The following is a 25318-nucleotide window of genomic DNA, read 5'->3' on the forward strand; positions in this document are numbered from 1 at the left end:
GTGGAAAGCCTGCACGAGCGCTTCCGCCAGACCGCAGCCCGGTTCCCGGAGCGCATAGCGCTGTCCGATGTGGACGCGCAGATCAGCTACGCCGAGCTGGACGCCGCCAGTGACGCCCTCGCCGCCGAGATCGCCGCGGCCCTGCGACCGGGAGAGCGCCTCGTCGCGCTCAGCACCGGGCGCGGGGTCGCCGGCCCGGCCGGGATGCTGGCGATCCTCAAGGCGGGCGCGGGATACGTCCCGGTCGACCCGGACTATCCCGAGCAGCGCCGCCGCTACATCCTCGACGACTCCCGCGTCTCGCTGGTGGTCACCGACCGCGTCGAGGACGGCGAGCTCCTGGCCGAGGCGGGCGGGCTGAAGCTGCTGCGCCGGGCCGCCGCCGAGCCGCACGACGTCCCGGCCGACACCGCCTACGTCATCTACACCTCCGGCTCCACCGGCGATCCGAAGGGCTGCGTGGTCGGCCACGGGCACGTGCTGTCCCTCATGGACGCCACCGATCCGCTGTTCGCCTTCACCGAGACCGACGTGTGGACACTGTTCCACTCCACCAGCTTCGACTTCTCCGTCTGGGAGATCTGGGGACCGCTGCTCTACGGCGGGCGCGGTGTCGTGGTGCACCCGGCGCACCGGCTCGACCCGGTCGACTTCGCCGAGCTGCTGCGCGCCGAGGGCGTCACCGTCCTCAACCAGGTGCCCTCGGCCTTCGGGAACCTCGCCATCGCCTGCGCGCTCACCGAGATCACCCTCCCGGACCTGCGGTACGTGATCTTCGGCGGCGAGGCGGTCAACCCCGCCGACGTGCTCGCCTGGCTGGACGCCGGAACCGCGCCGAACTGCGTCCCGGTCAACATGTACGGGATCACCGAGACCACCGTGCACGTCAGCCACTGCGTCATCGAGCGCGGCACCTTCACCGGCGGGCCCGAGGCGACCACGCCGATCGGCGATCCGCTGCCCAGCCTGGGCTTCTCCCTGCGCGGCGAGGACGGCCGCCCGGTCCCCGACGGCGAGCCCGGCGAGTTCTGGGTCTCCGGCCTCGGCGTCAGCCACGGCTACCTGAACCGCCCGGAGCTGACCGCCGAGCGCTTCGTCACCGAGGACGGCAGGCGCTACTACCGTTCGGGCGACTGGGGTGTGCGCGACAACGGCCGCTACCACTACGTGGGCCGCCGCGACCGGCAGATCAAACTGAACGGCCACCGCATCGAGCTGGGTGAGGTGGAGGCGGTCATCGCCGACTTCGCCGCCGTCCGCCGCTGCGTGTGCACCATCGAGACCGATCACTTCGGCGTCGGCATCCTCGTCGCGCACCTCACCGCCGAACCCGGGCTGGACCTGGCGATCGGCGCGCTGCGCGCGCACGTCGCCGAGCGCCTGCCCGCGCACATGCGCTCGATGCGCTTCGAGACGCACGAGGCGCTTCCGCTCACCGACAACGGGAAGGTCGACCGCCGGGCTCTGGCGGGGGAGGCACGACGATGACGAGCACACTGGCGGGCCTGCGCGCCCGCATCTCCGCCCGCACCGAGGCATTCCCCACGCGCGCGCCCGGCGATCCGGCGCCACTGTCCTTCGGGCAGGAGCGGATGCGCCTGCTGAACCAGATGGCGGCGGGCTCGCCGGTGGGCAACATGTCCTACGCGTACCGGATCTCCGGCGCCCTCGACGTGGACGCCCTGTCGCGCGCGGTGTCCGCACTCGGGCGGCGGCACGCGATCTTGCGGACCCTGCACACCGCCGGTGACCAGGTGATCCTGCCCGATCCGGTGCCGCTGACCGTCCTCGACGCACCCGCCGACCTCGACGGATACATCGCCACCGCCGTGGACGAGCCCTTCGATCTGGCCGCCGAGCCGCCGGTCCGCTGGACGCTGCTGCGCAGGGACGCCGGAGAGCACGTCCTGCTGCTGCGGCTGCACCACATCGCCACCGACGGCTGGTCGGAATCGCTGCTGCACGGCGAACTCGCGCGCCTCTACGCCGGTGCGGCGCTGCCGGAGCTGCGCGTCCAGTACGCCGACTACGCCGCCTGGCAGCGCTCGCGCGACCACGACGCCGACGCCGCGCGCTGGCGCGAGGTCCTGGCGGGCGCGCCCGGCGCGACCGTGCTGCCCTTCGACCGCTCGCCGGCCGTCACCAGCGACCACAAGGGACGGACCGCGCGCTCGCGGCTACCGAAGGACCTGACCGCGGCCGTGCACGCCTACGCGCAGGCCTCCGGCGCCTCCGACTTCATGGTCTGCCTGGCGGCCTTCACCGCCCTGCTGACCCGCTACGACGACCGGGGCGACCTGGTGATCGGCACCCCGGTGGCCGGGCGCTCGCGCCCGGAGCTGGAGGACCTGGTCGGGTTCTTCGTGAACACCGTGCCGCTGCGGGTGGACGCCTCCGGCGATCCCTCCTTCGCCGACCTCGTCGGGCGCGTCAAGGAGTCCACACTGGACGGCCTGGAGCGCGCCGAGACGCCCATCGAGCGCGTCGTCGCCGAGGTCAAGCCGGTCCGCGAACCGGGACGCCAGCCGCTCACCCAGGTCTTCTTCCAGGTTCACAACACCCCCGCCGAGCCGCTGTCGCTGCCCGGGCTGAGGGTGTCCCAGGAGCAGATCTTCCCCTCGGCGTCCAATCTGGACCTCTCGGTCACCCTCCTCGAAGGCCCCGAGGGTTTCGAGGGCTACTGGGAGTACCGCACCGACCTGTTCGACGCGGCCACCATCGAGCGCCTCCAGAGCCAGTACGCGCGGCTGCTGGCGGCCTACCTGGCCGCGCCGGAGTCCGCGATCGGGGACGCCGAAGGGCTCGCCGAGGGCGAGCTGGAGCTGCTGCTGCGCGGCTGGAACGACACCGCCGCGGCCTTCGAACCCGGTCACGTGACCGATCTGTTCGCCGCGACGGTGGCCGCCTTCCCGGACGCGATCGCGGTCCGCGACGGCGAGCGCGAGCTCAGCTACGCCGAGCTGGACGCGTGGGCCAGCCGCCTGGCGCACCGGCTGATCGCCGAGGGCGCCGGTCCGGGCCGCCTGGTGGGTGTCCTGTCGGGCCGCTCGGCCGAGCAGATCGCGGCGGTGCTGGGCGTGCTGAAGTCCGGCGCGGCCTATCTGCCGCTGGACCCGGACGCGCCCGTGGCGCGCCTGGCGGACCTGGTCGCCGATGTCGAGCCGGTCGCGGTCCTCATCGGACCGGGTGTGCCCGAGCCGGTCGGCAACGCGATTCCGGTGGAGGACTTCGCGGACTTCCCGGAGAGCGACCCGGGTGTGCGCGTCGACGGCGAGGAGATCGCCTACGTCATCTTCACCTCCGGCTCCACCGGCAAGCCCAAGGGCGCCGCGATCACCCACGCCGGGCTGGCCAACTATCTCAAGTGGATGGTGGCCGCCTACCCCGCCGACGCCCCCGGCGACGCCGTCTTCCACTCCCGGCTGACCTTCGACTTCACCGTGACCCCGCTGTTCTGGCCGCTGCTGACCGGCCGGGCGGTGCGGATCGTGGCCGGCGCCGACGTCCTGGACGGGCTGGCGCGGGTCCTGCGCGACACGAGCGTCCCGATCGGGCTGCTGAAGCTGACCCCGGCGCACCTGGAGGCCCTGTCGGCCCGCTTCGAGGGCGAGCCGCTGACCACCGTGGGCAACCTCGTGGTGGGCGGCGAGCAGTTCCACGGCGCGACCGCCGACGCCTGGCAGCGTCTCTTCCCGGGCGCCCGCATCGTCAACGAGTACGGGCCGACCGAGACCGTGGTCGGCTGCGTGGTCCGCACCTTCTCTCCCGCCGACGACCCGGCGCAGCCCGTCCCGATCGGCCTGCCGATCGCCGAGACGGCCGTGTACGTGCTGGACGCGGCGATGCGCCCGGTGCCCATCGGCGGTCTCGGCGAGCTGTACATCGGCGGCGCGGGCGTCTCGCGCGGCTACCTCGGGCGGCCCGCGCTGACCGGCGCGGCCTTCGTCCCCGACCCGTTCGGCGGGGTGCCGGGCGCGCGGATGTACCGGACCGGCGACCTCGTGCGCCGCCGCGCCGACGGCGTCATCGAGTACCTGGGCCGCCGCGACGGGCAGATCAAGCTGCGCGGGCACCGCATCGAGCTCGGCGAGGTCGAGGCGGCGCTGCGGGCCCTGCCCGGCGTCGAGCAGGCCGCGGTGATCGTCCGCGAGGACCGGCCCGGCCTGCCGCGCCTGGTCGGCTACCACGTCCCGGAGCTGCCCACGGGCGAGCTGCTGGGCGCGCTGCGGAAGGTCCTGCCGCCGTACATGGTGCCCTCGGCGCTGGTCGGGCTGGACGCGCTGCCCATGACCCGCAACGGCAAGGTCGACCGGGCCGCGCTCCCCGCACCCTCGGCCGAGGCCGACGGGCACGTCCCGCCGGCCACGCCGACCGAGATCGCCGTGGCCGGGGTCTGGGGCGAGCTGCTGGGCGTGCGCGTCGGCGCCACCGACGACTTCTTCGGCAGCGGCGGGCACTCCCTGGTGGCCGCGCGCGCGTCCAGCCAGCTGCGCAACCTGCTCGGCCTGCGCACCGAGCAGCTGCTGCGGACGCTGTTCGCGCGGCCGGTGCTGGCCGACTTCGCCGCCGAGGTCGACGCGCTCCTCTCCCGAGACGGCGAAACCGTCCCGGGAATCGAATCCGCGCCCGCCACCGACCGCTCTCAGCCCTTCGAGCTCTCGCGCGGCCAGGAGCGGGTGTGGTTCCTCGACCAGCTCGACGCCTCCGGCGGCGAGTACGAGATGCCCCTGGCGCTGCGGCTGACCGGTCCGCTGGACGTGGACGCCCTGCGCGCGGCCCTGACCGGGATCGTCGAGCGGCACGACGTGCTGCGCACCAGCGTCCGCATCGTCGACGACCGGCCGATGGGCGTGCTGCGCCCGGTGGGCGACTTCGCGCTGGAGATCCTGGACGAGCATGACCCTTCCAAGAGCGGCGGCGACATCGCCGACATCGCCGAGCTGGCCGAAAAGCACACCCGGGAACGTCTCGACCTGGACGGCGGCCTGCCGATCCGGGCCCGGCTACTGCGGCTGGCCGAAGACGACCACCTGCTGTGCCTGACCTTCCACCACATGTCCTTCGACGGCTGGTCCTACCACGTGTTCTACGAGGAACTGGCCGCCGGATACGCCGGCGCGGCCATCGAGCCGCCGCCGGTGGCCTTCCACGACCTGGCCGTATGGCAGGAATCGCGGGTCGACCCGGCCGGGATGGAGTTCTGGCGGTCCACACTGGACGGCCTGGCGCCCTTCGAGCCGCCCGCCGACAAACCGCGACCGGCCCGCCGCCGCGGACTGGCGCACAGCACCACCGTCACCGTCCCGCCATCGGTCGCCGACGCCCTGGAGCGCCTGGGCACCGAGCACCGGGCCACGCTGTTCATGGTGCTGCTGTCGGCCTGCCAGGTGCTGTTCCACCGCCACTCCGGGCGCGCCGACGTCACCATCGGCACCACCGCCGCCGAGCGCACCCACGCCGACTCCGAACGCGTCATCGGGCTCTTCGTGAACATGCTCGTCCTGCGCGGCGACCTGTCCGGCAACCCCACCTTCGGCGCGCTGCTGGACCGCACCCGCGACATGGCCGTGGCCGCCTACGCCCACCAGGACACCCCCTTCGACCGCCTGGTCGAGGAACTGGCGCCGGAGCGGGACCTGTCCCGCACGCCGCTGTTCGGGGTCATGGTGAAACTGAACAGCCAGCCCGAATCGCACCTCACGATCCCCGGCCTGGGCCTGGCGGAGGTGCCGGTGGCGCTGGCGGCCACCAAGTACGACGTGGCCGTCGACTTCGAGCGCACCCCCGAGGGCCTGCGCTGCCTGGTGGTCGGCGACGCCGACCTCTACGAGGCGTCCACCGTGGACCGATGGGCGCGCCACCTCGCCGTCCTGCTCGCCGACCTGGCCGCGCGCCCCACCGTCGCCATCGGCGAGGCCGCGCTGCTCACCCCGGCCGAGGCCGCGCGCGAGCGGCTGCTCACCGGCCCCGAACCCAGCGAATTCCCCGCCATCGGCCTCCACGAGCTCTTCGAGCGGCAGGCGGCGCAGACGCCCGGAGCCGAGGCGGTCGTGGACGTCCACGGCTCCCTCACCTACGCCGAACTCGACGACCGGGCCGCCCGCGTCGCCGGGGCCCTGCGCGGCCACGGCGTCGGGCCGGACGTGCCCGTCGCGGTCATGCTCCACCGGTCCGGCGAGCTCCTCGCGGGCGTCCTGGGCGTCCTCAAGGCGGGCGGCGCGTTCGTGCCCGTCGAGACCGACACGCCCGTGGCCCGGGTGCGGGCGCTGCTGGAAGGCGCCGGATGCCCCGTCGCCCTGGTGGAACCCGAACTCGCCGACACCGTGCGGGAGGCGGGCGGCACACCGCTCACCATCGCCGAGGCCGTCCTCGCCGCGCCGGTCGCGAAGGTGGACGTGCATCCCGACAACCTGTGCGCGGTCTACTTCACCTCCGGCTCCACCGGCAAGCCCAAGGGCGTGGCCTGCACGCACGGCGGCTGGGTGAACCGCATGTGGTGGATGCAGAACCGGCACGGGATGCGGCCCGGCGAGACGGTCCTGCACAAGACCACCCTCACCTTCGACGACTCGGCGGTGGAGCTGTTCTGGCCGCTGCTGGCCGGCGGGCGCGTGGCGATGCTCGCCCCGGGCCAGCACCGCGACCCGGCCGCGATCCTGGACGCGGCGGTGAAGTACCGCTCGGTGCACATCAACTTCGTGCCCTCGATGCTCGACCTCTTCCTGTCGACATTGGACGAACGAGGCACCGCGGGGCTGGAGTCGCTGCGCAGCGTGCTCTCCAGCGGCGAGGCCCTGCGCCCGGCGCTGGTCGCGCGGTTCCTGGAGCGCTTCGGGACGGCGGTGAGCCTGGACAACACCTGGGGCGCCACCGAGGTCTCCATCGACTCCACCTGGCGCGAGTGCGGACCGGCCGACGCCGCCGGGGACGCCGTGGTCAGCCTCGGCGTGGCCTTCGACAACAACGACGTGTGCGTCCTCGACCAGGACTTCGCGCCGCTGCCCGTGGGCGTCCCCGGCGAACTGGCCATCGGCGGAGTGGGCCTGGCCCGCTGCTACCTGGGCGATCCGCGCAAGACCGCCGCCGCCTTCGTCCCGCACCCCTACCGTCCCGGCGAGCGGATCTACCGCACCGGCGACCAGGGCCGCGCGGCCGGGGACGGGTCGCTGACCTTCATGGACCGCCGCGACAACCAGGTCAAGATCCGGGGCGTGCGCATCGAGCTCGGCGAGGTGGAGACCGTCCTTCGCGCACACCCCGGTGTCGCCGAGGCGGCCGTGATCGCCTGGCAGGCCACGCCCTCCGACAAGCGGCTGGCGGCCTACGTGGTCGTGTCCGATCCCTCGGTCACCGCCGCCGACCTGCGGGCGCACGCGCAGGCGCACCTGGCCGGCTACGCCGTCCCCGGCTCGATCGCGCTGATCGGCGCGCTGCCCCTGCTGGCCAGCGGGAAGCTGGACCGCAAGGCGCTGCCCTCACCGGACCCGGAGTCGGTGCGCGAACGGCCCTACCGGGCCCCGTCCACGCCCGGCGAGGAGGTCATCGCCGGGCTGTGGGCGCAGGTCCTGGGCCTGTCGCAGGTCGGCGCCGACGACGACTTCTTCGCCGTGGGCGGGCACTCGCTGCTGGCCACCCGCATCATCACCCGGATGCGTCAGGCTTTCGGGCTGGACCTGCCGCTGAGCCTGGTCTTCGAGAAGCCGACGGTGGCCGAGGCCGCCGCGGCCGTCGAGGAGCTCATCCTCGCCGAGCTGGCCGAACTGTCCGAAGAGGACGCGCTACTGCTGGCGGGGGAGGTTCCCGCTTAGGAAACTCCACAGTGGCCGTCCGGCGGCGTCATGCGCAATGCGCGCACGGTGCCGCCGGACGGTCACAATTTGTCGCGCGAATGACACGGAAGAATCGCTACCCTCGAATGAGCCACTGGCCCGCGGTGGCGGCCTTTGTCAGTGTCTTGCTCGTGTCGAGGAGTTTCCGTGCGCTTTCGCGTTCTAGGACCCATGACCATCGAGGGACCACAAGGACCGGTGACCATCGCGGCCCCGCGTCAGCAGATCATCCTGGCGATGCTGCTCTTCGAGGCCAACCGACCGGTACCCGTGGACCGCCTCATGGAAGCGGTTTGGGGCATGTCCCCACCGGCCACCGCAAAAGGGCAGATTCAGATCTGTGTGTCCATTCTGCGGCGATTGTTCGCCGAAGCGGGCATGCCCGACATGATCACCACCGCCCCGGCCGGGTATCTGGCGCAGGTGCCGGAAGGTGAATTGGATCTGCGGGTTTTCGACGAACTCGTCCGATCCGCCCGCAAAGGAACCGCCGAGGGCCGCTATCCGGAGGCCGATGAGGATTTCCGGATGGCGTTGTCACTGTGGCGCGGAGAGATAACCACCGGCGGCAGTTCCGTTCTCCAGGCCGTCGAAGTGCGCCTCGGGGAACAGCGCCTGGCGGTCACCGAGGAATGGGCCGAGGTGCGGCTCCTCCTCGGCGGGCATCAGGAACTCGTCGGCGAGCTGATGGAACTGGTCGGCGAGCACCCGCTGCGGGAACGCCTGCGCGCCAAGCTGATGCTGGCGCTGTACCGCTCCGGACGGCAGGCCGAGGCCCTGGAGGTCTACCGGGTCGGGCGGACGCTGCTCGTCGACGAGCTGGGCATCGAGCCCGGCGACGAACTGCGGCAGCTGGAGAAGGCGATCCTGTCCGGCGCGGCCGAGCTGAGCGCCGCCCCGGCACCGGCCGCGATGTCCCCGGCGGCGGCCATGCCCCCGGCGGTGGCGGTCATCCCGCGCCTGCTGCCGGGCGCGGTCAGCGACTTCACCGGCAACGTCGAGCTGGTGCAGCAGGTCTCGGCGCACCTGCTGCCGCCCTCGGAGCCCACCGCCAACCCGGGCGTCCGCATCGCCACCATCAGCGGCAAGGCCGGGGTCGGCAAGACCACCCTGGCCGTCCACTTGGGACACGAGCTGGCCGAGGAGTACCCCGACGGGCAGCTGTTCATCCGCTTCAACGGGCTCTCGGCCAGTCCCGTCACCCCCGAGCAGGCGCTGGAGCGGTTCCTGCGGGCCCTCGGCGTGCCCGGGAACTCCGTGCCGGCCGGGCTGGAGGAGCGCGCCGAGCTGTACCGGCAGTCGGTGGCCGACCGGCGCATCCTGGTCATCCTGGACGACGTGGCCGCCGAGGAGCAGGTGCGCTGGCTGCTGCCGGGCAGCCCGTCCTGCGCGGTCCTGGTGACCGGCCGCTCGCGCCTGGCCGGGCTGCCGGGCGCGCTGACGGTCGAGGTCGACGTGCTCGACAGCGAGCACGCGATGAAGCTGTTCGTGAAGATCGTCGGCTCGGCGCGCGTGTACGCCGAGCTGTCGAAGTCCCTGGAGCTGATCGCGCTGTGCGGCGGCCTGCCGATCGCGCTGCGCATCGCCGCCGCCCGGCTCGCCGCGCGTCCACACTGGACGGTGGAGCAGTTCGTGCAGCGGCTGGTCAACGAGACCCGCCGCCTGGACGAGCTCGTGCACGGCGGCCTCGGCGTCCGCGCGCACCTGGAACTGACCTTCGAGGTGCTCTCCGAGACCGGCCGCCGCCTGTTCCGGCGCCTGGGAATGCTGGAGACCGCCGACTTCCCCGGCTGGGTCGCCGCGCCCCTCCTTGGCCTCGACCCCGACGACGCCGGGGAGGTCCTCGACGAGCTGGTCGACGCGCAGTTCGTGGACGTGGAGAAGGTCGCCCAGGGCCGCCAGATCCGCTTCAAGCTGCACGACCTGATCCGCGCCTACTCGCGCGAGCGCCTCGTCCACGACGAGACCCCCGCCGACCGGATCGGCTCGCTGACGCGCACCTTGAGCGCCTGGCTGTTCCTCACCGAGGAGGCCCACCGCCGCGAGTACGGCGGCGACCACACCCTCATCCACGGCGCGGCCGAGCGCTTCCCGCTGCCCGGCCACGTCGTCGACCGCGAGCTGACCGACCCGATCGACTGGTACGAGCGGGAGCGCTACGGCATCATCGCCGCCGTCCAGCAGGCCGCCGGCTGCGGCCTGGACGAGCTGTGCTGGGACCTGGCGCTGACCGCGGTCACCCTCTTCGAGGCCCGCAGCTACTTCGACGACTGGCGCACCACCCACGAGATCGCCCTCACCGAGACCCAGCGCGCGGGCAACAAGCGCGGCGAGGCCGCGATGCAGCACTCCCTGGGCACGCTGCGGCTCTTCGAGCAGCGCTTCGACGAGGCCGCGCCGCGCCTGAACGCCGCCGCGTCCCTGTTCCACGAGATCGGCGACACCCACGGGCACGCCCTCGTGCTGCGCAACCTGGCGTTCCTGGACCGCATCCAGGGCCGCCTGGAGTCGGCCGAGGCCCGCTGCCACGAGGCCCTCGACGGGCTGCGCGCGGTCGGCGACAACATCGGCGAGACGCACGTCCTCAACTCCCTCGCCCAGATCCACGTCGACCGGGGCCAGTGGGACGAGGCCGAGAAGCTGCTCACCCACATCCTGTCGCTGCTGGACGCCACCGACTCCCGCCGCGTCCGGGCGCAGACGATGTGCCGTCTCGCCGACGTGCACATGGCCCGCCACGACCACGCCGCCGCCGAGTCCCTGTACGCCCAGACGGTCACCGCCGTCCGCGCCTACGGCGACGAGGTCGGCGAGGTCTACGCGATGCACGGACTGGGCAGCGCCCTCGCCGTCCAGTCCCGCGTCGACGAGGCCGAGGAGACGCTGCTGAAGGCCCAGTCGCGCGCGAACTACCTCGCGCACCGGCTGATGAGCGGCCGCATCGGGGTGACGCTGGGGCGGATGTACCTCGACGTCCTCAAGTGGGACCGCGCGCTGGACGCGCTCACCCAGTCCCTGGGCATCTTCTCCGAGCTGGACATGTCCACCTGGCGGTGCACGACCCTCCAGGCCATCGGCGACGCCTACGACGGGCTCGGCGAGGAGGACGCCGCCCGCATGGCCTGGCGGGAGGCGCTGACGCTGACCGGGGAGCTCGAACCGGCCGCCGTGGGCGCGCTGGTGGAGGACCTGCGCAAGCGGCTGGGGGAATAGTCGGTGGTCCCCGCTATGGTCGGCGGCATGATCGAGCCCTTCCCCGGCCTTGTAGGTCATGTGGGCGGCATCGAGTCGCTGGTGCTGGACGAACGCCGCTACTTCTTCGGCTTCGACTACTCCGCCGACCTGGTGGTCTCGCCGCTGATCGACGACGCCGCCGCCATGGCGGCCTTCGCCGCCGCGCACATGCGGCAGCGGACCGGCGAGCACGACGCGTCCTACTGGGCGGAGCTGGTCGAGGCCGCAGTGGCGTCCTCGGCGCTGACGGACGCCGACGCCCACCGGGAGTTCACGTCCGCCGCCCTGCACGAGGAGCTGCCCGACCCGGGCGGCCACCTGCTGTACCTGCTGGGCGCGGCCACCGGCTGGGCCGACTGGTTCGCCGCGTCCCCCGAGGCCACCGCGGCCGCGGCCAGGCTCAAACTCGACACCGAGGACCCCGCATTCCTCGACGAGTGCCTGGCCGTGCTCGCCGGGCAGGGCGTCGACGACTCCCCCGACGAGTGGCTGGTGGCCCGCTTCCACCTGACCGAGACCGTCCGCCACCTGCCCGGCAACTGGGCGGAGCTGTTCGCGCCGCTGGCGGCGGGCCTGGCCGAGGAGGAGTGACCGGCCGTGATCTAGTGACCTGGTGAACGAAGACGAGCGCACCCTCCTGCTGACCGCCATCACCGAGGACGCCAAGGCGCCCCTGGACGTCATCGAACGCCTCGGCGACGAGCGCACCTACGAGCTGATGAGCGCGGCGATGGCCGAGGCGATCGACCGCAGCGTCACGCGCGGGGTCGCGCCCGGGCGCGTCCGCGAGTACGTGGAGGAGCTGCTGGAGCGCTTCCCGGCGGCCCGCGAGGAGCTGAGCCCGGCCGTCCTGGAGGCGGTGATCCGCGGCGGCCTCGGCGAGGAGGGCCTGCTGGAGCCGGTGACCTTCGACGAGGTGCTGGCCGCGTCCCGGCTGCTCACCTACGACCTCATGGCCCGCCAGGACCTGGACGCCGCCGGGCGCGAGGACTTCGTCCGCACGGTGGTGGAGCTGGCCGACGAGGTCGGCTGACTCCCCTCGCACCGCCGCGGTAAGCCGCCGGTACGGGCGCGGTAAGCGCCCCCGGCGAATCTTCGGTCGTCAAGAAGGACACGACCGAACGGAAGTACCTCTCATGTCGAAGCTCTCCGGCAAGACCGCCCTCGTCACCGGCGCCTCCCGCGGCATCGGCCGCGCCATCGCCGAGCGCCTGGCCTCCGATGGCGCCCTCGTCGCCGTCCACTACGGCGGCAACGAGGCCGCCGCCCTGGAAACGGTGGCCGCGATCGAATCGAAGGGCGGCCGCGCCTTCACCGTCCAGGCGCGGCTCGGCGTCGAAGGCGACGTCGACACCCTCGTGGACGGGCTGGTGTCCGAGCTGGGCTCGCCCGAGCTGGACATCATCGTCAACAACGCCGCGACCCTCGGCGACACCCGCCTGGCCGACTCCACTCCCGAGTACTTCGAGAAGATCTTCGCGGTGAACGTGAAGGCGCCCTTCTTCCTGGTCCAGCGTCTCCTCCCGCACCTGCGCGACAACGGCCGCATCATCAACATCAGCTCCGCCGTGGTCCGCATCGCCCTGCCCGAGATCGCCTACGCGATGACGAAGGGCGCCCTGGACGTCTTCGGCCGCACCCTCGCCAACGACCTGAGCGTCGGCTCCCGCGGCATCACCGTCAACACCGTCGCCCCCGGCCCCACCGACACCGGCCACCCCATGTTCCAGCTCCCCGAGCTCGTGGAGGGCATGAAGAGCACCACCGCCCTCAACCGCGTCGGCCACCCCGAGGACATCGCCGACACCGTCGCCCTCCTCGCCTCCCCCGACGCCGGCTGGATCACCGGCAATCTCATCGACGCCACCGGCGGCATGTACCTCGGCCCGAAGATGTAGTTCGGGCACGCGCCACGCCTCCGCCGGTCGACAATGCAGGAAACCCGACCGACGGAGGCGCGATGAACGACGACGAGCACCTGCTCCACCAGACCATCACCCGCAGCGAAGAGATCTCCGACGACGTCATCGAACGCCTCGGCGACGAACGCGTCACCTCCCTCATCTCCGCGGCACTCACCGAAGCCGCCCGCCGCAAATTCCCCACCGCCTCCCCCGAGGACATCAAGGCCTTCACCGAAGACCTCCCCCACCGCTTCCCCGACGCCGAAGACGCCATCGACCCCGCCGACGCCGAACTCCTCCTCGTCGCCGCCCTCACCGGCGACCCCGAAGCCTCCGCCGAGGTCGAGGAGATGGACCCCGACGAGGTCCTGAGCCTCTGCTTCCTGATCACCTACGCGATCATGTCCCGCGAGAACCTCACCCCGGACGAGGAGAAGTCCTACATCGCCGAGGTCATCGCCGAGGCCGACGAGTACGACGAGTAGCCCCCTTGTACCGGGACGGTAGGTTCGCGCCATGGCACTCGGGGAGGTCATCACCCGGCTCATCGCGGTCAGAGGAGCGATCCAAACCGCGATCGCGTTAGCGGCGACCGCGTCGGACGAGACGGCCGACGCGGTCGCGAAGGCGGAGACGGCGCTAGGGGCGTCGGCGCACGAGGACGCGCTGGCGGGACTCGGGCTGTGGCGGCGAGCGCACGGGGACGTCGGCGCGCTGCTGGCGAAGCTGGTGGCGGCGGACGAGGCGCTGGCGGGGTACCTGGAGGTACTGAGCCCGGGGAGCGGGCGGCGGAACGCCGATATCGCGCGGCCGACGGGGGAGACACTCGCGCGGCGCGCGGACTCCGCCGGCCGCCTGCGGCGGATCGGCCGCACCCTCGTCGAGAAGGCGGGCGACCTCGGCGACGCCGCCAAAGAGGTCGAGCGGAGCCGTCAGGCGGCCTTCAAGATCCTCGACGACCGCTTCGGCGGCGCCGGAACCACCGCCACCACGACCGGGAATCCCACCGGGCCGGTCATTCGCGCCCCCGACCGGCCGGCGGCCTCGACCGATATGGTCGCCATGGGCGTGCTGGCCGCGGCCTTCTTCGCGGCCGGGGCGGCACAGAAGACCAAGGTGGCGATCGACAAGGTCACCGAGTGGAGGAGACGCAATGAACCGGGCTGACGCCGAGACCCTCATCCGCGACTCGATCACCCATCGCGCCGAACCGACACCGGGCCTGGTGGACAAGCTGGGCGCGAAGGCGGTCTACATGCTCATAGCCGCCGCTGTCGTCGTCGCCGCCGAGCGCAAGTTCCCCGAAGGCACCCCCATCGAGGAACTCCGCGCCTACGCCGAGAGCCTGCACGAGCGGTACCCCCACGGTGCCGAGGCCATCGACACGACCCTCGCCGAGCACGTCCTCCGGTCGCTGCTGGAGGGTGAAGAGCTACTCCAGCCCTACGACTTCGGGGACGTCCTCCAGATGATGTTCATCCTGGCCTACGCCCTGATGTCGCCCGAGAACCTCGATGAGGCCGCGTTCCACGAGTACTTCTCGCACGTCTACGAGCTGGCCTCGGCCGAGGTCTAGCCGCGAACCCCCACCACCCCCGCCAGCCTCTCCACCGCCACCTCCACATCCCCCGCCGTCACGCCGCAGTGCGTCACCGCCCGGATCCTGCCGTGCCCGAGCTCGGCGATCCCGACCCCGACCGCCGCCGCTTCCGCGACGAGGCGGCGCCACGGGTACTCCGGGTCCAGGACCTCGAAGAACACGATGTTGGTGTGCACGGGATGCACCTTCAGTCCCTCCACGCTCGACAGCCCGGCCGCCAGGCGGCGGGCGTTCGCGTGGTCTTCGTGCAGGCGGGCGGGGGATTCCTCCAGGGCGACGAGTCCGGCGGCGGCGATGAGGCCGGCCTGGCGCATGCCGCCGCCGAGCATTTTGCGCAGGCGGCGGGCGCGGGCGATCACGTCGCGGGGGCCGACGAGCATGGAGCCGATGGGGGCGCCGAGTCCTTTCGAGAGGCAGAACTGGACGGTGTCGGCCGCGGCGACGACGGTGGCGACGGGGACGTCGAGGGCGGCGGCGGCGTTGAAGACGCGGGCGCCGTCCATGTGGAGGGCGATGCCCTTGGCGTCGGCGAAGCGGCGGATCTCGTCGAGGTAGGGCAGGGGGAGGGGGATGCCGCCGCAGCGGTTGTGGGTGTTCTCCAGGCAGAGGAGGGCGGGGACGGCGAACTGGGGGTCCTCGGGGTCGTCCTCGAAGGGCACTTCCAGGTCCGCAAGGGACAGTGTGCCGTCGGCCTGGGTGCGGACGGGGTGGTAGACGGCGCCGCCGACGACGGAGGCGCCACCGGCCTCGTAGCAGTAGATGTCGGACTCGTCGCCGACGATGATGCGCCCGCCGCGGGGGGTCCAGGCCAGCAGCGCGGTCAGGTTCGCCATGGTCCCGGACGGCAGGAACAGCCCGGACTCCTTGCCCAGCAGCTCCGCCGCGCGGTCTTCGAGGCGGTTGACGGTGGGGTCCTCGCCGTACACGTCGTCGCCGAGGGCGGCGTGGCGCATCGCGTCGAGCATCGCCTCGGTCGGCAGGGTGAAGGTGTCGGAGCGGAGTTCGATCACGGCTGGTCTCCAAGGCTGAGGCGGATGGTCTCGCGGGCGGCGTTGAGGCTGTCGCGGACGGCGCGGTCGCAGGTGCCGACGGCGATCACGTGGCCGAGGCGGTCGTAGGCGTCGCGGGGTGGGCGCACGGACGCGCCGGGCGCGGCGGTCACGGTGACGGCGTGGACGCCGGGGATCGCGCGGGCCGCTTCGACTCCGGCGACGCCGGTGAGGACGCCGGGGGCGGGGACGGTGAGGAACGCGATGCCCGCGCGGCCGGTGGCGCCGCCGGTCAGGTCGACGGGGAGCCCGGCGGCGGCGCGGATCTGCTGCTCCAGCAGGTCGACGCCGGTGGCGAGGCGGATCAGCTCGGGGATCATGCCGCCGGCGAGGCGGCCGTTGATCTCGATGACGGCGGGACCGCGCGCGCCGAGCCGGATCTCGGTGTGGGTGGGCCCCATGGTGATCCCGACGGCGGCGACCGCGCGCCGGGCGGTGTCCACAAGGGACGCGGTGACGGGATCGGGCAGGGGCGCGGGGAAGACGTGCCCGGTCTCCACGAACCAGGGGGCGCCGCCGACGCTCTTCTGGGTGACGCCGATGCACGACCCGCCGAAGAGCTCGACGCTGAACTCGCGCCCGGTGACGTACTCCTCCAGCAGGACGCTGCGCGCCCGCGGCAGCCCGCGCACGTTGACGCGCACCGCAAGCAGCACCTCCACCTGCTCGGCGGCCTCTTCGCGGGAGGCGCAGAGCCGGACGCCGAGGGAGCCCGACTCGTCCACCGGCTTGACCACGCAGGGCAGGCCGACGGTGGCGAGGGCGGCGTCCAGGCCGGAAAGGCCGTCCACGACGGCGAAGGACGGCTGGCCGACCTCGGCGCGGGCGAGCAGATCCCGCACGGCGGCCTTGTCGCGCGCGGCCCGCATCGCCGCCGGTGGATTGCCGGGCAGCGCGAACTTCTCGGCCAGTTCGGCGACCACCGGCAGGTAGTACTCGCTGGTGGTGGTCACCCCGGCCAGGGACGAGGGGTCGAGCGCGGCGGCGATGTCGGCGGCGGACGCGGTGTCGCGCACCAGGACGCCCGCCCCGGTCTCGGCGAGCCCGCGGTAGCGCGAGGGATCGGCGGTCACCAGGATCGGCTCGTACCCGAGGGCGCGGGCCCTGGTCAGCGCGATCATGCCGGTGCCGGTGGTGTTGGATTCAACGAACAGCAGCGAGGACATCGCCCGGCTCCTTCCGCGTCACGGCGGGCAGGCGCGCCCAGGACCAGCTCGACACCGGCGTCTCGTAGGCCACGTGCGCCGGTTCGGCCGACAGGGGCAGCTCCACAAGGGACTCGCGGTACTCCGGCGAGTGGACGGTTTCGACATAGCGGTCGCCGCGGTCGGGGAAGATGCCGACGACGCGCGAGCCGGGCTCGGCGTGCAGTGCCACGTGCTTCAGGACGGTGTAGACCGAGCCGGAGGTGTTGCCGCCGAAGATCTTCTGCTCGCGGGCCAGCCGCGCGGCGCCCTCGAAGGCCTCGCGGTCGTTGAGCCAGTGGATCTCGTCGAGCACCGAGTGGTCCAGGTTCGGCGGCAGGAGGCTGTTGCCGAGTCCGCTCTGCCTGCGGCGCGGGTCGTCGGGCTGTCCGAACAGGACGCTGCCGCAGCAGTCGACGGCCACCGCCCGCACCGACGGCTGAAGCGCCCGCAGCGCGCGGGTGGAGCCGCAGAGCGAGCCGCCGGAGCCGACCGCGCCGACCATCACGTCCACGCGGCCGAGGTCCTCGACGAGTTCGGTGGCCAGGCTCGCGTAGGACTCGGGGTTGCGCGGGTTGGAGTACTGGCGCGGCCAGAACGCGCCCGGCAGGGTCGCCATGAGCCGGTCCAGCAGTTCCAGGCGCGCCGACTGCCAGCCCTGCCCGGTCATGGCCTCCACGATGTGCACCTCGCAGTCGAGGGCGCGCAGTTTGGCCAGCGTGATCGGGTCGATGCGGGGGTCGGTGACGATGTGCACGGGGTGGCCGAGATAGGTGCCCACCAGGGCGATCCCGAGGGCCATGGTGCCCGAGGAGCTCTCCACGATCGGCGCGCCGGGGGTGAGGCCGCCGTCGGCGAGGGCGGAGGTGATGACGTGGCGGGCCACCCGGTCCTTCATCGCGAAGGGGTTGGCCAGTTCCAGCTTCGCGTAGACCTCGACGCCCGGGGCGGAGTCGACGCGCAACCGGACCAGTGGGGTCCCGCCGATGGCGGCGAGCATGTCGGAGTACGGCATGGCCTTCCCTTCTCAGCCGGAGTTGGTGTGGTAGACGGCGACGTCGTCGCCGAGGTCGCGGCAGGCTTCCAGCGCCTCGCGGACCTTGTCCATGTAGGAGGGATCGTCGTCGGGGACGAGGACGCCGACGGTGGTGCCGGAGTGGGCCACGGCCACCCCGACACCGCCGATCTCGGCGCACACGCCGATCATGGCGTCCAGGGTCCGTTTGGGTCGCAGCTGCTGGTTGAGCAGGGCGCTTTCGGTGGCCACCGCGCCGATCGCGCGGGCGTCGCCGTTGCGGATGGCGGACCCGGCCACGCGCAGCAGGTGGGCGAAGCGGCGGCGTTCGGTGCGGGTGAAGGGCTTGGCGACGCGGTTGAAGGCGATGGTGTCGACCTCGCCGCCCTCGTCCACGGCCACGATCGTGGTCGGCGGCAGCGGCCCGAGGACCTCCCGCAGCCGTACTTCGCGGTGGTAGAAGGCGACCGCGCCGTCGTACATGACCCCGTCGGTGGGTTCGATGTCGCGCAGCATCGCCGCTATCGCCGCCGGGCCGAGGGATTCGCCCAGGGCCCGCCCGAGCGCGCGGGCGGTGGCCACCAGGTCGGCCGAGGAGCTGGCGAATCCCTTGCCCACGGGCAGATCGCCGGACAAGCGCAGCACGCCGCCGGACGGCAGGCCGCGCCGGTCCAGCGCCCGCTCGACGAGCGTGCGCGACTTGGTGCGCGACGCGGGGAACACGGTGAGCCCGTCGGCGGAGGGGTCGAGGGTCAGCAGCGCGGTCGCCGAGCGGGTGATGGGCAGGGTGACCAGGAAGTCGCGCCCGTCGGGCAGCGCGCCCTGGAGCAGCTCGCCGAAGGTGCCGCCGGCCGTGGCGGTCGCCGTCACGAAAGGGGCGGCGGTGACGACGGGACGCGTCATGGCGCACCCACCCCGAGCAGCGCGTCCACTTCGGACAGCGCGGACACCACGGCCGCGCGGCGGAGCCGGCAGTCCTCGCGCAGGCGGGCCGCGTCGCCGGCCTGCGCGTCCAGCATCGCGGCCACCGCGTCCGGGTGGGCCGCGCCCGGCGTGACCTTCGCGGTGAGCCCGTCCCCGCCGAACGCGCGCGTCAGCGGCGTCACCGGGTCGGCGATGGGATGCCCGGCGGCCTCGGCGATCCCGGCCAGCAGGCCCGGGTCGACCGCGGCCGGGGGCAGCCCGCGGTTGAGCGCGGCGGTGACGTAGCGCCCGGCGATGACCTGCGCCCGCCGCCAGGGCACCCCGCCGCGCAGGGTGAGCTGGTTGGCGAGGGTGAAGCCGCCCAGGTACTCGCTCTCCACGGCCTCGCGGGCGCGCTCGGCGTCGATGGTCATGCCGGACAGCACCGCCCGCAACAAACGCAGCACCGACGTCAGGGTGTCCACCATGGACCGGATACCGGCCGTGGACTCCTTGGAGACCTCGATCATGTTGCTGTAGGGCGTGTTGCGCTGGGCGAGGGCCACGTCGAAGTAGGCCGAGGACAGGTGCGCCGTGCGGCCCCGGATCCGTTCCAGCACCGGGTAGTTGCGCTTCTGCGGCATCGCCGAGGAGATGCCCGACAGCTCGTCGGGCAGCCGCAGGTACCCGGCGTCCCCGCCGCCCCAGGCCATCAGGTCGGTGGCGAAGCGGCTCAGGGTGACCCCGAAGACCGAGACGTCGGCGCTGAAGGCCAGGGCCCAGGACCGCGACGCCACCGAGACCAGCGCGTGCGGCTGCCGCCCGGCGAACCCGCCCAGGCGCGCCATCCGGTCGCGGTCGAAGGCCAGCTCCTGGCCGGTGAGGGCACCGGCGCCCAGGGGACACAGGTTCATGTCGTCGTGGGTGGCCAGCAGCCGCCGCGCGGTCCGCAGTATCTGGTCGCCGAGGGCGGCCAGGTGGAAACCGGGAGAGCTGGTCTGCGCGGCCTGGAGCTGCGTCTGCCCCGGCATCGGCGTCCAGGCCAGCCGCGCGGCGGTCTCGGCGACCACCGCGGCGGTGTCCAGCAGTTCGTCCACTGAGGACGTGACCCAGTCGCGGGCGGCCATCACCTGCGCGGTGGCCTGGAGGTCGTTGCGGCTGCGGTCGACGTGCCAGGCCGGGACCGGGACGGTCAGGGCCGCCTCGACCCGGCGCTCGATGGCGAAGGCCGGGTCGGCGAGGTTCTCGGCGAGATCGGGGACGAGGTCGGCCTCCGCGACCGATTGCAGTGCCGCCCCGAGGGCGGCGGCCTCGTCGGCACCGATGACCCCGAGCCGCCGGTACTCGCAGACCAGGATCTTCTCGATGTGCAGGTACCAGCGCCGCAGATGCGCCATCTCGTAACGGAACTGCGGCGCCAGTACCTCCTCGTGCAGCAGCCGGTCGGGCACGGCGGCCAGGCGCCCGGTCAGCGGTGCGGCCGTCATTTCGGCCCTCCGGTCACCGGGCGCATCCACCCGTGGACGTCGGGGTGGCGGCCGTACTGGACGGCGGTCAGCCGCTCCCGCAGGGCGGTGGTGACCGGCCCGGAAGAGCCGGTGCCGACCACCCAGGAGCCGCCGGGCCGCTTCACGGTCCCGATCGGGACGATGACGGCCGCGGTCCCGCAGGCGAAGCCCTCGGTGATCGCGCCGGACTCGCAGTCGGCCCGCAGGTCCTCGATGGACAGTGGGCGCTCCTCGACGCGATAACCGAGGTCGGCGGCCAGGGTCAGCACCGAGGCCCGGGTCAGGCCCGGCAGCAGCGTCCCGGTCAGCGGCGGGGTGACCAGCGTGAAGTCACCAGAGCCGCCGTAGCCGAAGAAGACGTTCATCCCGCCCATCTCCTCCACCCACCGGCGCTCCTTCGAGTCCAGCCACAGGACCTGCTGGCAGCCGTGCTCGGCCGCCTCCACCTGCGCGATCAGCGCGCCGGCGTAGTTCCCGGCGCACTTGGCCTCGCCGGTGCCGCCGGGCGCGGCCCGCACGTAGCGGTCCCCGGCCCACACCGACACCGCCGGGAGCGAAGGGTCGAAGAAGGTCTCGGTGGCGAAGCCCAGCAGGATGAACCGGTAGTTCTCGGCGGGCTTGAGCGCCAGGTCGGCGTCGGTGGCGAACATGATCGGCCGCAGGTACAGGCTCTGCCCGGGTTCCGCGGGGACCGCGTCGCCGTCGGCGCGCAGGTACTGGTCGACGGCGGCCAGGAAGCGCTCCACCGGCAGTTCCGGCATCGCCAGGCGGCGCGCCGAGGCGGCGAACCGCCGGGCGTTGTCGCCCGGGCGGAACACCGCGACCGTCCCGTCGGGGCGGCGATAGGCCTTCAGGCCCTCGAAGACGACCTGTCCATAGTGGAGTCCCACCATGGCGGGGTCTATCAGCAGCGGCCCGTACGGCTCGGTGACCGGCGGCGTCCACCCGGTCTCCCGCGTCCAGGTCATGCTGACCGTGTGCGCGGTGAAGGCGCGCCCGAAACCGGGTCCGGCGGCGACCGGGCGCACGGCGGTTGGTGCGGACATGGCGAGACTCCTTCCGCTAGACGAGCGGGGCGAAGAAGTAGGTGTCGCGGCGGGCGAACAGCAGCCGCTCGTCGAGGGTGAAGAAGTCGGCGAACCGCAGGGCGACCTCGCGGCCGTCCTTGAGGACCCCGGCGAACTCGCCCATCACGGCGACCTCGTGCTCGCCGGTGACCAGCGAGGTGACCGTGTGCCGCCCGGAGACGATGACGCGATCGGCGGTGTAGAAGCGGTTCAGGTCACCGTGCCCGACCAGCGGCGCGTAGCCGGGCCGGTGGTAGACGGCGTCGGTCGCGAACAGCGCGATCAGGCCGGGGACGTCATCGGCGTCCACGAGGTCGTAGTAGCGGCGGACGCGCTCGTTCATCGCTTGAGAGGGGGTGGAGACGGCTGCGGTCATGGTGGTTCACCTACCGGGTCGTGATGAGTCGTCGGGCGCGCGGGCGGATGGCCGGCGCGGCGTTGGTCGGCCGGGTCTCGTCGATGCGGGCGGCCAGGTCGGCCAGCACGCTGTGGCGGTAGATCTCCGGGAGCGGCAGGCTCACGCCGAGCCGGTCGCGGAGGCGGTTGACGAGACGCGTGGCGTGCATGGAGTTGCCGCCGAGGGCGAGGAAGTCGTCGCGGCGGCCCACCTCGGGCACGCCCAGGAGCTCCGCCCAGATCGCGGCCAGCTCCTTCTCGGCGGGGGTGACCGGAGCCTCGTAGTCGTCCTGCGCGGACGGGGGCACGAGCGCGGCCCGGTCGAGTTTTCCGTTGCGGGTCAGCGGCAGCGCGTCCAGCCGGACGTAGACCGGCGGGATCATCGCGGCCGGAAGCCGCTCGCCGAGGAACGCGGCGATCCCGGTGGGCAACTCGCCCCGGGTGACGAGGTAGCCGACCAGGCGCTCGGCGCCCGGCCGGGAGCGGTCCACCGCCACGGCGGCGTCCACGATCTCGGGGTGGCCGCTCAGGGCGCGCTCGATCTCACCGAGCTCGATGCGCACCCCGCGCAGCTTGATCTGCCCGTCGTCGCGTCCCTTGAAGTCGAGGACGCCGTCGGGCCGCACCACGACGGCGTCGCCGCTGCGGTACATGCGCGATCCGGGCTCCCCGAAGGGATCCGGCACGAACTTCTCGGCGGTCAGGCGGGGCCGGTCCAGGTAGCCGTGCGCGACGGCGGGACCGCCCACGCACAGCTCGCCCGTATCGGCCTCGCCGGAGGCGCCGATGACATGGACGCGCCGGTCGCCGATCGGGCGGCCGATCGGGATCGGCCCCGCCAGGTCGGTGAGCGCGATCGGGTGCGCGGTCGTGAAGACGGTGCACTCGGAGGGCCCGTAGCCGTTGACGATCCGCAGCCCGGGGACGGCGTCCAGCGCGGCCGCGATGTGCGGCGGGGAGACGGTCTCCCCGCCGATCATCAGGTACCGCAGCCCGGCCAGCCGGGCCGGATCGTCGTTGACCACCGTGTTGAACGCCTGGGCGGTCAGCCACAGGACGGTGACGCCCGAGGCGACCGCGTTGGACACGGTCCGCGCGGGGTCGGACGCCGGTCCATCGTGGACGATGACGTGCCCGCCGGTCAGCAGGGCCGGGTAGATGTCGAGCACGTGCCCGTCCCAGGACAGCGCCGAGTGGTGCAGCGCCACCGATCCCGGTCCCCAGGCGGCGTAGTCGGCGCCGTCGAAGAACCCGGCCACCGCCCGGTGCGGCACGACCGTCCCCTTCGGACGGCCGGTCGAGCCCGAGGTGTACGGGATGTACATGACGTCCCCGGGATCCACCGTCACCGGCGGGATCGCGGCCGGGTACCCGGCGGTGCCGGGGAACGTCCACACCGAGCGGCCCGGGAGGCCCATGCCGTCGCTGAGCACGAGCGAGGGCCCGCACTCCCCGACGATCTGGTTCAGGCGCTCGGCGGGGACGTCGGCCTCCAGCGGCACGTAGGCCGCGCCCGCGCGCAGCACGCCCAGCATCGCCAGCACGGTCCGCGCCGACCGCCGCGCGCGCAGCCCGACCCGGTCGCCGGGCCGGACGCCGTGGTCCAGCAGCCAGTGCGCGAGCCGGTTGGCGTGCGCCTCGGCCTCGGCGTAGGTCCAGGTGCGGCCCTCGCCGGTGATCGCGGGCGCGTTCGGGTGAAGGCGGGCCTGGCGGGCGAAGCGGTCCGGGACGCTTTCGGCGGTCATGGCTGCTCCTACAGGTTGGCGGCCGTGGCGGCCAGGACGTCGGCTCCGGCGACGAGATACACGTCGTCGGTGTGCTCTTCGGGCGCGTGGCTGATGCCGTGCTCGCTGGGAACGAAGATCATCCCCATGGGCGCGACGCCGCCGATGATCTGCGCGTCGTGCCCGGCGCCGCTGGACAGCGTCATGTGCGGCAGTTCCATGCGGTCGGCGGTCTCGGCGATGGCGGCCTTCAGCCACGGGTCGGCGTGGACGGGCTGGGAGCGCATGGTCACCTCGACCTCGACGGAGGTGCCCGTCTCCTCGCCGATGGCCGCGACGGCGTCCACGATGGCCTGCTCGGCCTTCTGGAGCGCCTCGGTGCGGGTGTCGCGGATCTCCACCGACAGGTGGCACCGCCCGGGGACCACGTTGGTGAGTCCGGCCTCCACGTCGAGCAGGCCGACGGTGGAGACCGAGCAGAGTTTGCGCTGCTTGGAGACCTCCTCGACGGCCAGGACGAGGCGTGAGGACGCGACCAGGGCGTCCTGCCGGTCCGGCATCGGGGTGGTCCCGGCGTGGTTGCGGCGCCCGGAGACGGTGATCTCGAAGATGGTGCGGCCCACGATGGCGTCCACGACGCCGATCGGGAAGCCCCGCCGCTCCAGCACCGGGCCCTGCTCGATGTGCAGTTCCAGGTAGGCGGCGATGGATCCGGGCGCCCAGGCGGCCTCGTCGATGGTGTCGAGGTCCCCGCCCGCCCGCGCAAGGGGTTCGCGGATGGATTCTCCGGCGCGATCTATCGCCAGTTCGGGGTCGGCCAGGGTCCCCGCTATCGCCATCGAGCCCCAGAAGGGTTGCGGGAATAGAGATCCCTCTTCGTTGGTGAAGGCCACCATCACCGGCTCGAAGCGGCTGTCCACACCGGACTCGGCGAAGACGGTGAGGGTCTCCAGCGCGGCCACGACGCCGTAGGCGCCGTCGAGCCGCCCGCCGTTGGTGACCGAGTCCAGGTGCGAGCCGATCATCAGCTGCGGCCGCCCGTCGGGCTCCGGCCCGATCCGCACGATCAGGTTCCCGGCCTGGTCGACGCGCGGGTGCAGCCCCGCCTCCCGCGCCCGGCGCGACAGGTACTCGCGGGCGGCGTCATCGGCGGGGGTGAAGGCCTCCCGGGACACTCCGCCCTGGCTGTCGGCGCCGAACTCGGCGAGCTCGCCGATCGTCTTGAGCAGCCGCATGCCGTCGATCTGGACGGCGCGTTCGCGTAATGGCGTGTGGCTCACGGGGTCACCGCCGGGCAGGGTTCGAGCGCGTACTTCATGGCGTGCTCGGGGGTGCCGGCCACGGTGAACAGGCCGGTGGGCAGGGGATCGGCGTAGCCGCTCCCGACGAGGGACTCCAGGACCTCCACCAGCCCGTCCCATTCGCCGTCGGCCTGCAGGAGGACCAGCGGCTTGTGGTGGACGGCGAGATAGGTGAGGCCGATGACGTCCAGAACCTCGTCGAGGGTCCCGTACCCGCCGGCCAGCGCGATGAAGGCGGCGGACTCGTCGAGCATCACCCTCTTCCGTTCGGCCATGGTGTCGGTGATGCGGACGGTCTGGGGCGGGGCGGCCACGTGCCGCTCGCGCTCGTGCAGGAACCGGGGGGTCACCCCGAGGATCTCCGCGCCGTTCTCCCAGGCGGACCAGGCGAGCTCGCCCATGAGGCCGCATCCGCCGCCTCCGTAGACGAGGCGGTGGCCGCCGGTCCCGATCAGTTCGCCGATCTCGCGGGCGGCTGCCACGGCCTCGGGTGTGCCGGGGCGCGCGCCGCAGAACACCGCGATCGATGTTCCCGAGGGCCGCCCCGGCGACGAGCGCGTCGGCGCCGTCATCGTCGTCATCGCATTCCTTCCTTAGCGTCCCG

At 72.8% G+C, this 25318-nt stretch carries 19 protein-coding genes; 9 read left to right on the forward strand and 10 right to left on the reverse strand.

Translation table 11 applies throughout. The annotated features are described in order from the left end of the window. The 9 genes from QSK10_RS11495 to QSK10_RS11535 all read left to right on the forward strand — a co-directional run bounded on the left by QSK10_RS11495 (nt 1) and on the right by QSK10_RS11535 (nt 14543). A complete protein-coding gene (locus QSK10_RS11495; RefSeq protein ID WP_285662631.1) occupies nt 1-1488 on the forward strand; it encodes an amino acid adenylation domain-containing protein in 1488 nt (495 codons plus the stop codon). Then, entirely contained in the window at nt 1485-7808 is a 6324-nt protein-coding gene (locus tag QSK10_RS11500; protein WP_285662632.1) for a non-ribosomal peptide synthetase, read from the forward strand. The genes QSK10_RS11495 and QSK10_RS11500 overlap by 4 nt, the downstream gene beginning before the upstream one ends. Nucleotides 7809-8000: 192 nt before the next feature. Continuing rightward, nucleotides 8001-11042 (forward strand): AfsR/SARP family transcriptional regulator, encoded by a 3042-nt coding sequence (locus QSK10_RS11505; protein ID WP_285662633.1) that lies wholly within the window; start codon nt 8001-8003, stop codon nt 11040-11042. A 27-nt stretch (nt 11043-11069) separates the two neighbouring features. Beyond that, entirely contained in the window at nt 11070-11654 is a 585-nt protein-coding gene (locus QSK10_RS11510) for a hypothetical protein (protein WP_285662634.1), read from the forward strand. A 22-nt stretch (nt 11655-11676) separates the two neighbouring features. Further along, nucleotides 11677-12096, forward strand: a complete 420-nt coding sequence (locus QSK10_RS11515) for a hypothetical protein (RefSeq protein ID WP_285662635.1) — start codon at nt 11677-11679, stop codon at nt 12094-12096. A gap of 103 nt (nt 12097-12199) precedes the next feature. Further along, a complete protein-coding gene (locus QSK10_RS11520; protein WP_285662636.1) occupies nt 12200-12961 on the forward strand; it encodes an SDR family oxidoreductase in 762 nt (253 codons plus the stop codon). A gap of 62 nt (nt 12962-13023) precedes the next feature. Further along, entirely contained in the window at nt 13024-13452 is a 429-nt protein-coding gene (locus tag QSK10_RS11525; RefSeq protein ID WP_285662637.1) for a hypothetical protein, read from the forward strand. Between the two features lie 31 nt (nt 13453-13483). Then, entirely contained in the window at nt 13484-14134 is a 651-nt protein-coding gene (locus QSK10_RS11530) for a hypothetical protein (RefSeq protein ID WP_285662638.1), read from the forward strand. Further along, a complete protein-coding gene (locus tag QSK10_RS11535; protein ID WP_285662639.1) occupies nt 14121-14543 on the forward strand; it encodes a hypothetical protein in 423 nt (140 codons plus the stop codon). The genes QSK10_RS11530 and QSK10_RS11535 overlap by 14 nt, the downstream gene beginning before the upstream one ends. Here QSK10_RS11535 and ltaE read toward each other — a convergent pair. The 10 genes from ltaE to QSK10_RS11585 are packed head-to-tail and all read right to left on the reverse strand — an operon-like array spanning nt 14540 to nt 25295. Then, nucleotides 14540-15577 (reverse strand): low-specificity L-threonine aldolase, encoded by a 1038-nt coding sequence (gene ltaE, locus QSK10_RS11540; RefSeq protein WP_285662640.1) that lies wholly within the window; start codon nt 15575-15577, stop codon nt 14540-14542. The genes QSK10_RS11535 and ltaE overlap by 4 nt on opposite strands. Then, entirely contained in the window at nt 15574-16782 is a 1209-nt protein-coding gene (locus QSK10_RS11545; RefSeq protein ID WP_285662641.1) for an ATP-grasp domain-containing protein, read from the reverse strand. Before QSK10_RS11545 ends, ltaE begins: the two co-directional genes overlap by 4 nt. Then, complete coding sequence (locus QSK10_RS11550; protein WP_285662642.1) at nt 16760-17815, reverse strand: cysteine synthase family protein; 1056 nt, start codon at nt 17813-17815, stop codon at nt 16760-16762. The genes QSK10_RS11545 and QSK10_RS11550 overlap by 23 nt, the downstream gene beginning before the upstream one ends. A gap of 12 nt (nt 17816-17827) precedes the next feature. After that, the gene (locus QSK10_RS11555) at nt 17828-18718 is read right to left on the reverse strand and encodes a GHMP family kinase ATP-binding protein (protein WP_285662643.1); all 891 of its coding nucleotides are present in this window, start codon (nt 18716-18718) and stop codon (nt 17828-17830) included. After that, nucleotides 18715-20205, reverse strand: coding sequence for a lyase family protein (locus QSK10_RS11560; RefSeq protein ID WP_285662644.1), 1491 nt, complete (start codon nt 20203-20205; stop codon nt 18715-18717). The genes QSK10_RS11555 and QSK10_RS11560 overlap by 4 nt, the downstream gene beginning before the upstream one ends. Continuing rightward, nucleotides 20202-21272: a branched-chain amino acid aminotransferase gene (locus QSK10_RS11565; protein WP_285662645.1), complete on the reverse strand. Its 1071-nt coding sequence runs from the start codon at nt 21270-21272 to the stop codon at nt 20202-20204. The genes QSK10_RS11560 and QSK10_RS11565 overlap by 4 nt, the downstream gene beginning before the upstream one ends. Before the next feature lie 16 nt (nt 21273-21288). Beyond that, nucleotides 21289-21669 carry a nuclear transport factor 2 family protein gene (locus tag QSK10_RS11570; protein WP_285662646.1) on the reverse strand — a complete coding sequence of 127 codons (381 nt, stop codon included), beginning with the start codon at nt 21667-21669 and terminating at the stop codon, nt 21289-21291. 10 nt (nt 21670-21679) lie between these two features. Then, entirely contained in the window at nt 21680-23434 is a 1755-nt protein-coding gene (locus tag QSK10_RS11575) for a non-ribosomal peptide synthetase (RefSeq protein WP_285662647.1), read from the reverse strand. Nucleotides 23435-23442: 8 nt separating this feature from the next. Continuing rightward, a complete protein-coding gene (locus QSK10_RS11580; RefSeq protein WP_285662648.1) occupies nt 23443-24693 on the reverse strand; it encodes a Zn-dependent hydrolase in 1251 nt (416 codons plus the stop codon). Continuing rightward, the gene (locus tag QSK10_RS11585; protein ID WP_285662649.1) at nt 24690-25295 is read right to left on the reverse strand and encodes an LOG family protein; all 606 of its coding nucleotides are present in this window, start codon (nt 25293-25295) and stop codon (nt 24690-24692) included. The genes QSK10_RS11580 and QSK10_RS11585 overlap by 4 nt, the downstream gene beginning before the upstream one ends. Between the last annotated feature and the right edge of the window lie 23 nt (nt 25296-25318).

This window comes from Actinorhabdospora filicis (genome assembly GCF_030269765.1).
In the GTDB taxonomy this organism is placed as follows: Bacteria; Actinomycetota; Actinomycetes; order Mycobacteriales; family Micromonosporaceae; genus Actinorhabdospora; species Actinorhabdospora filicis.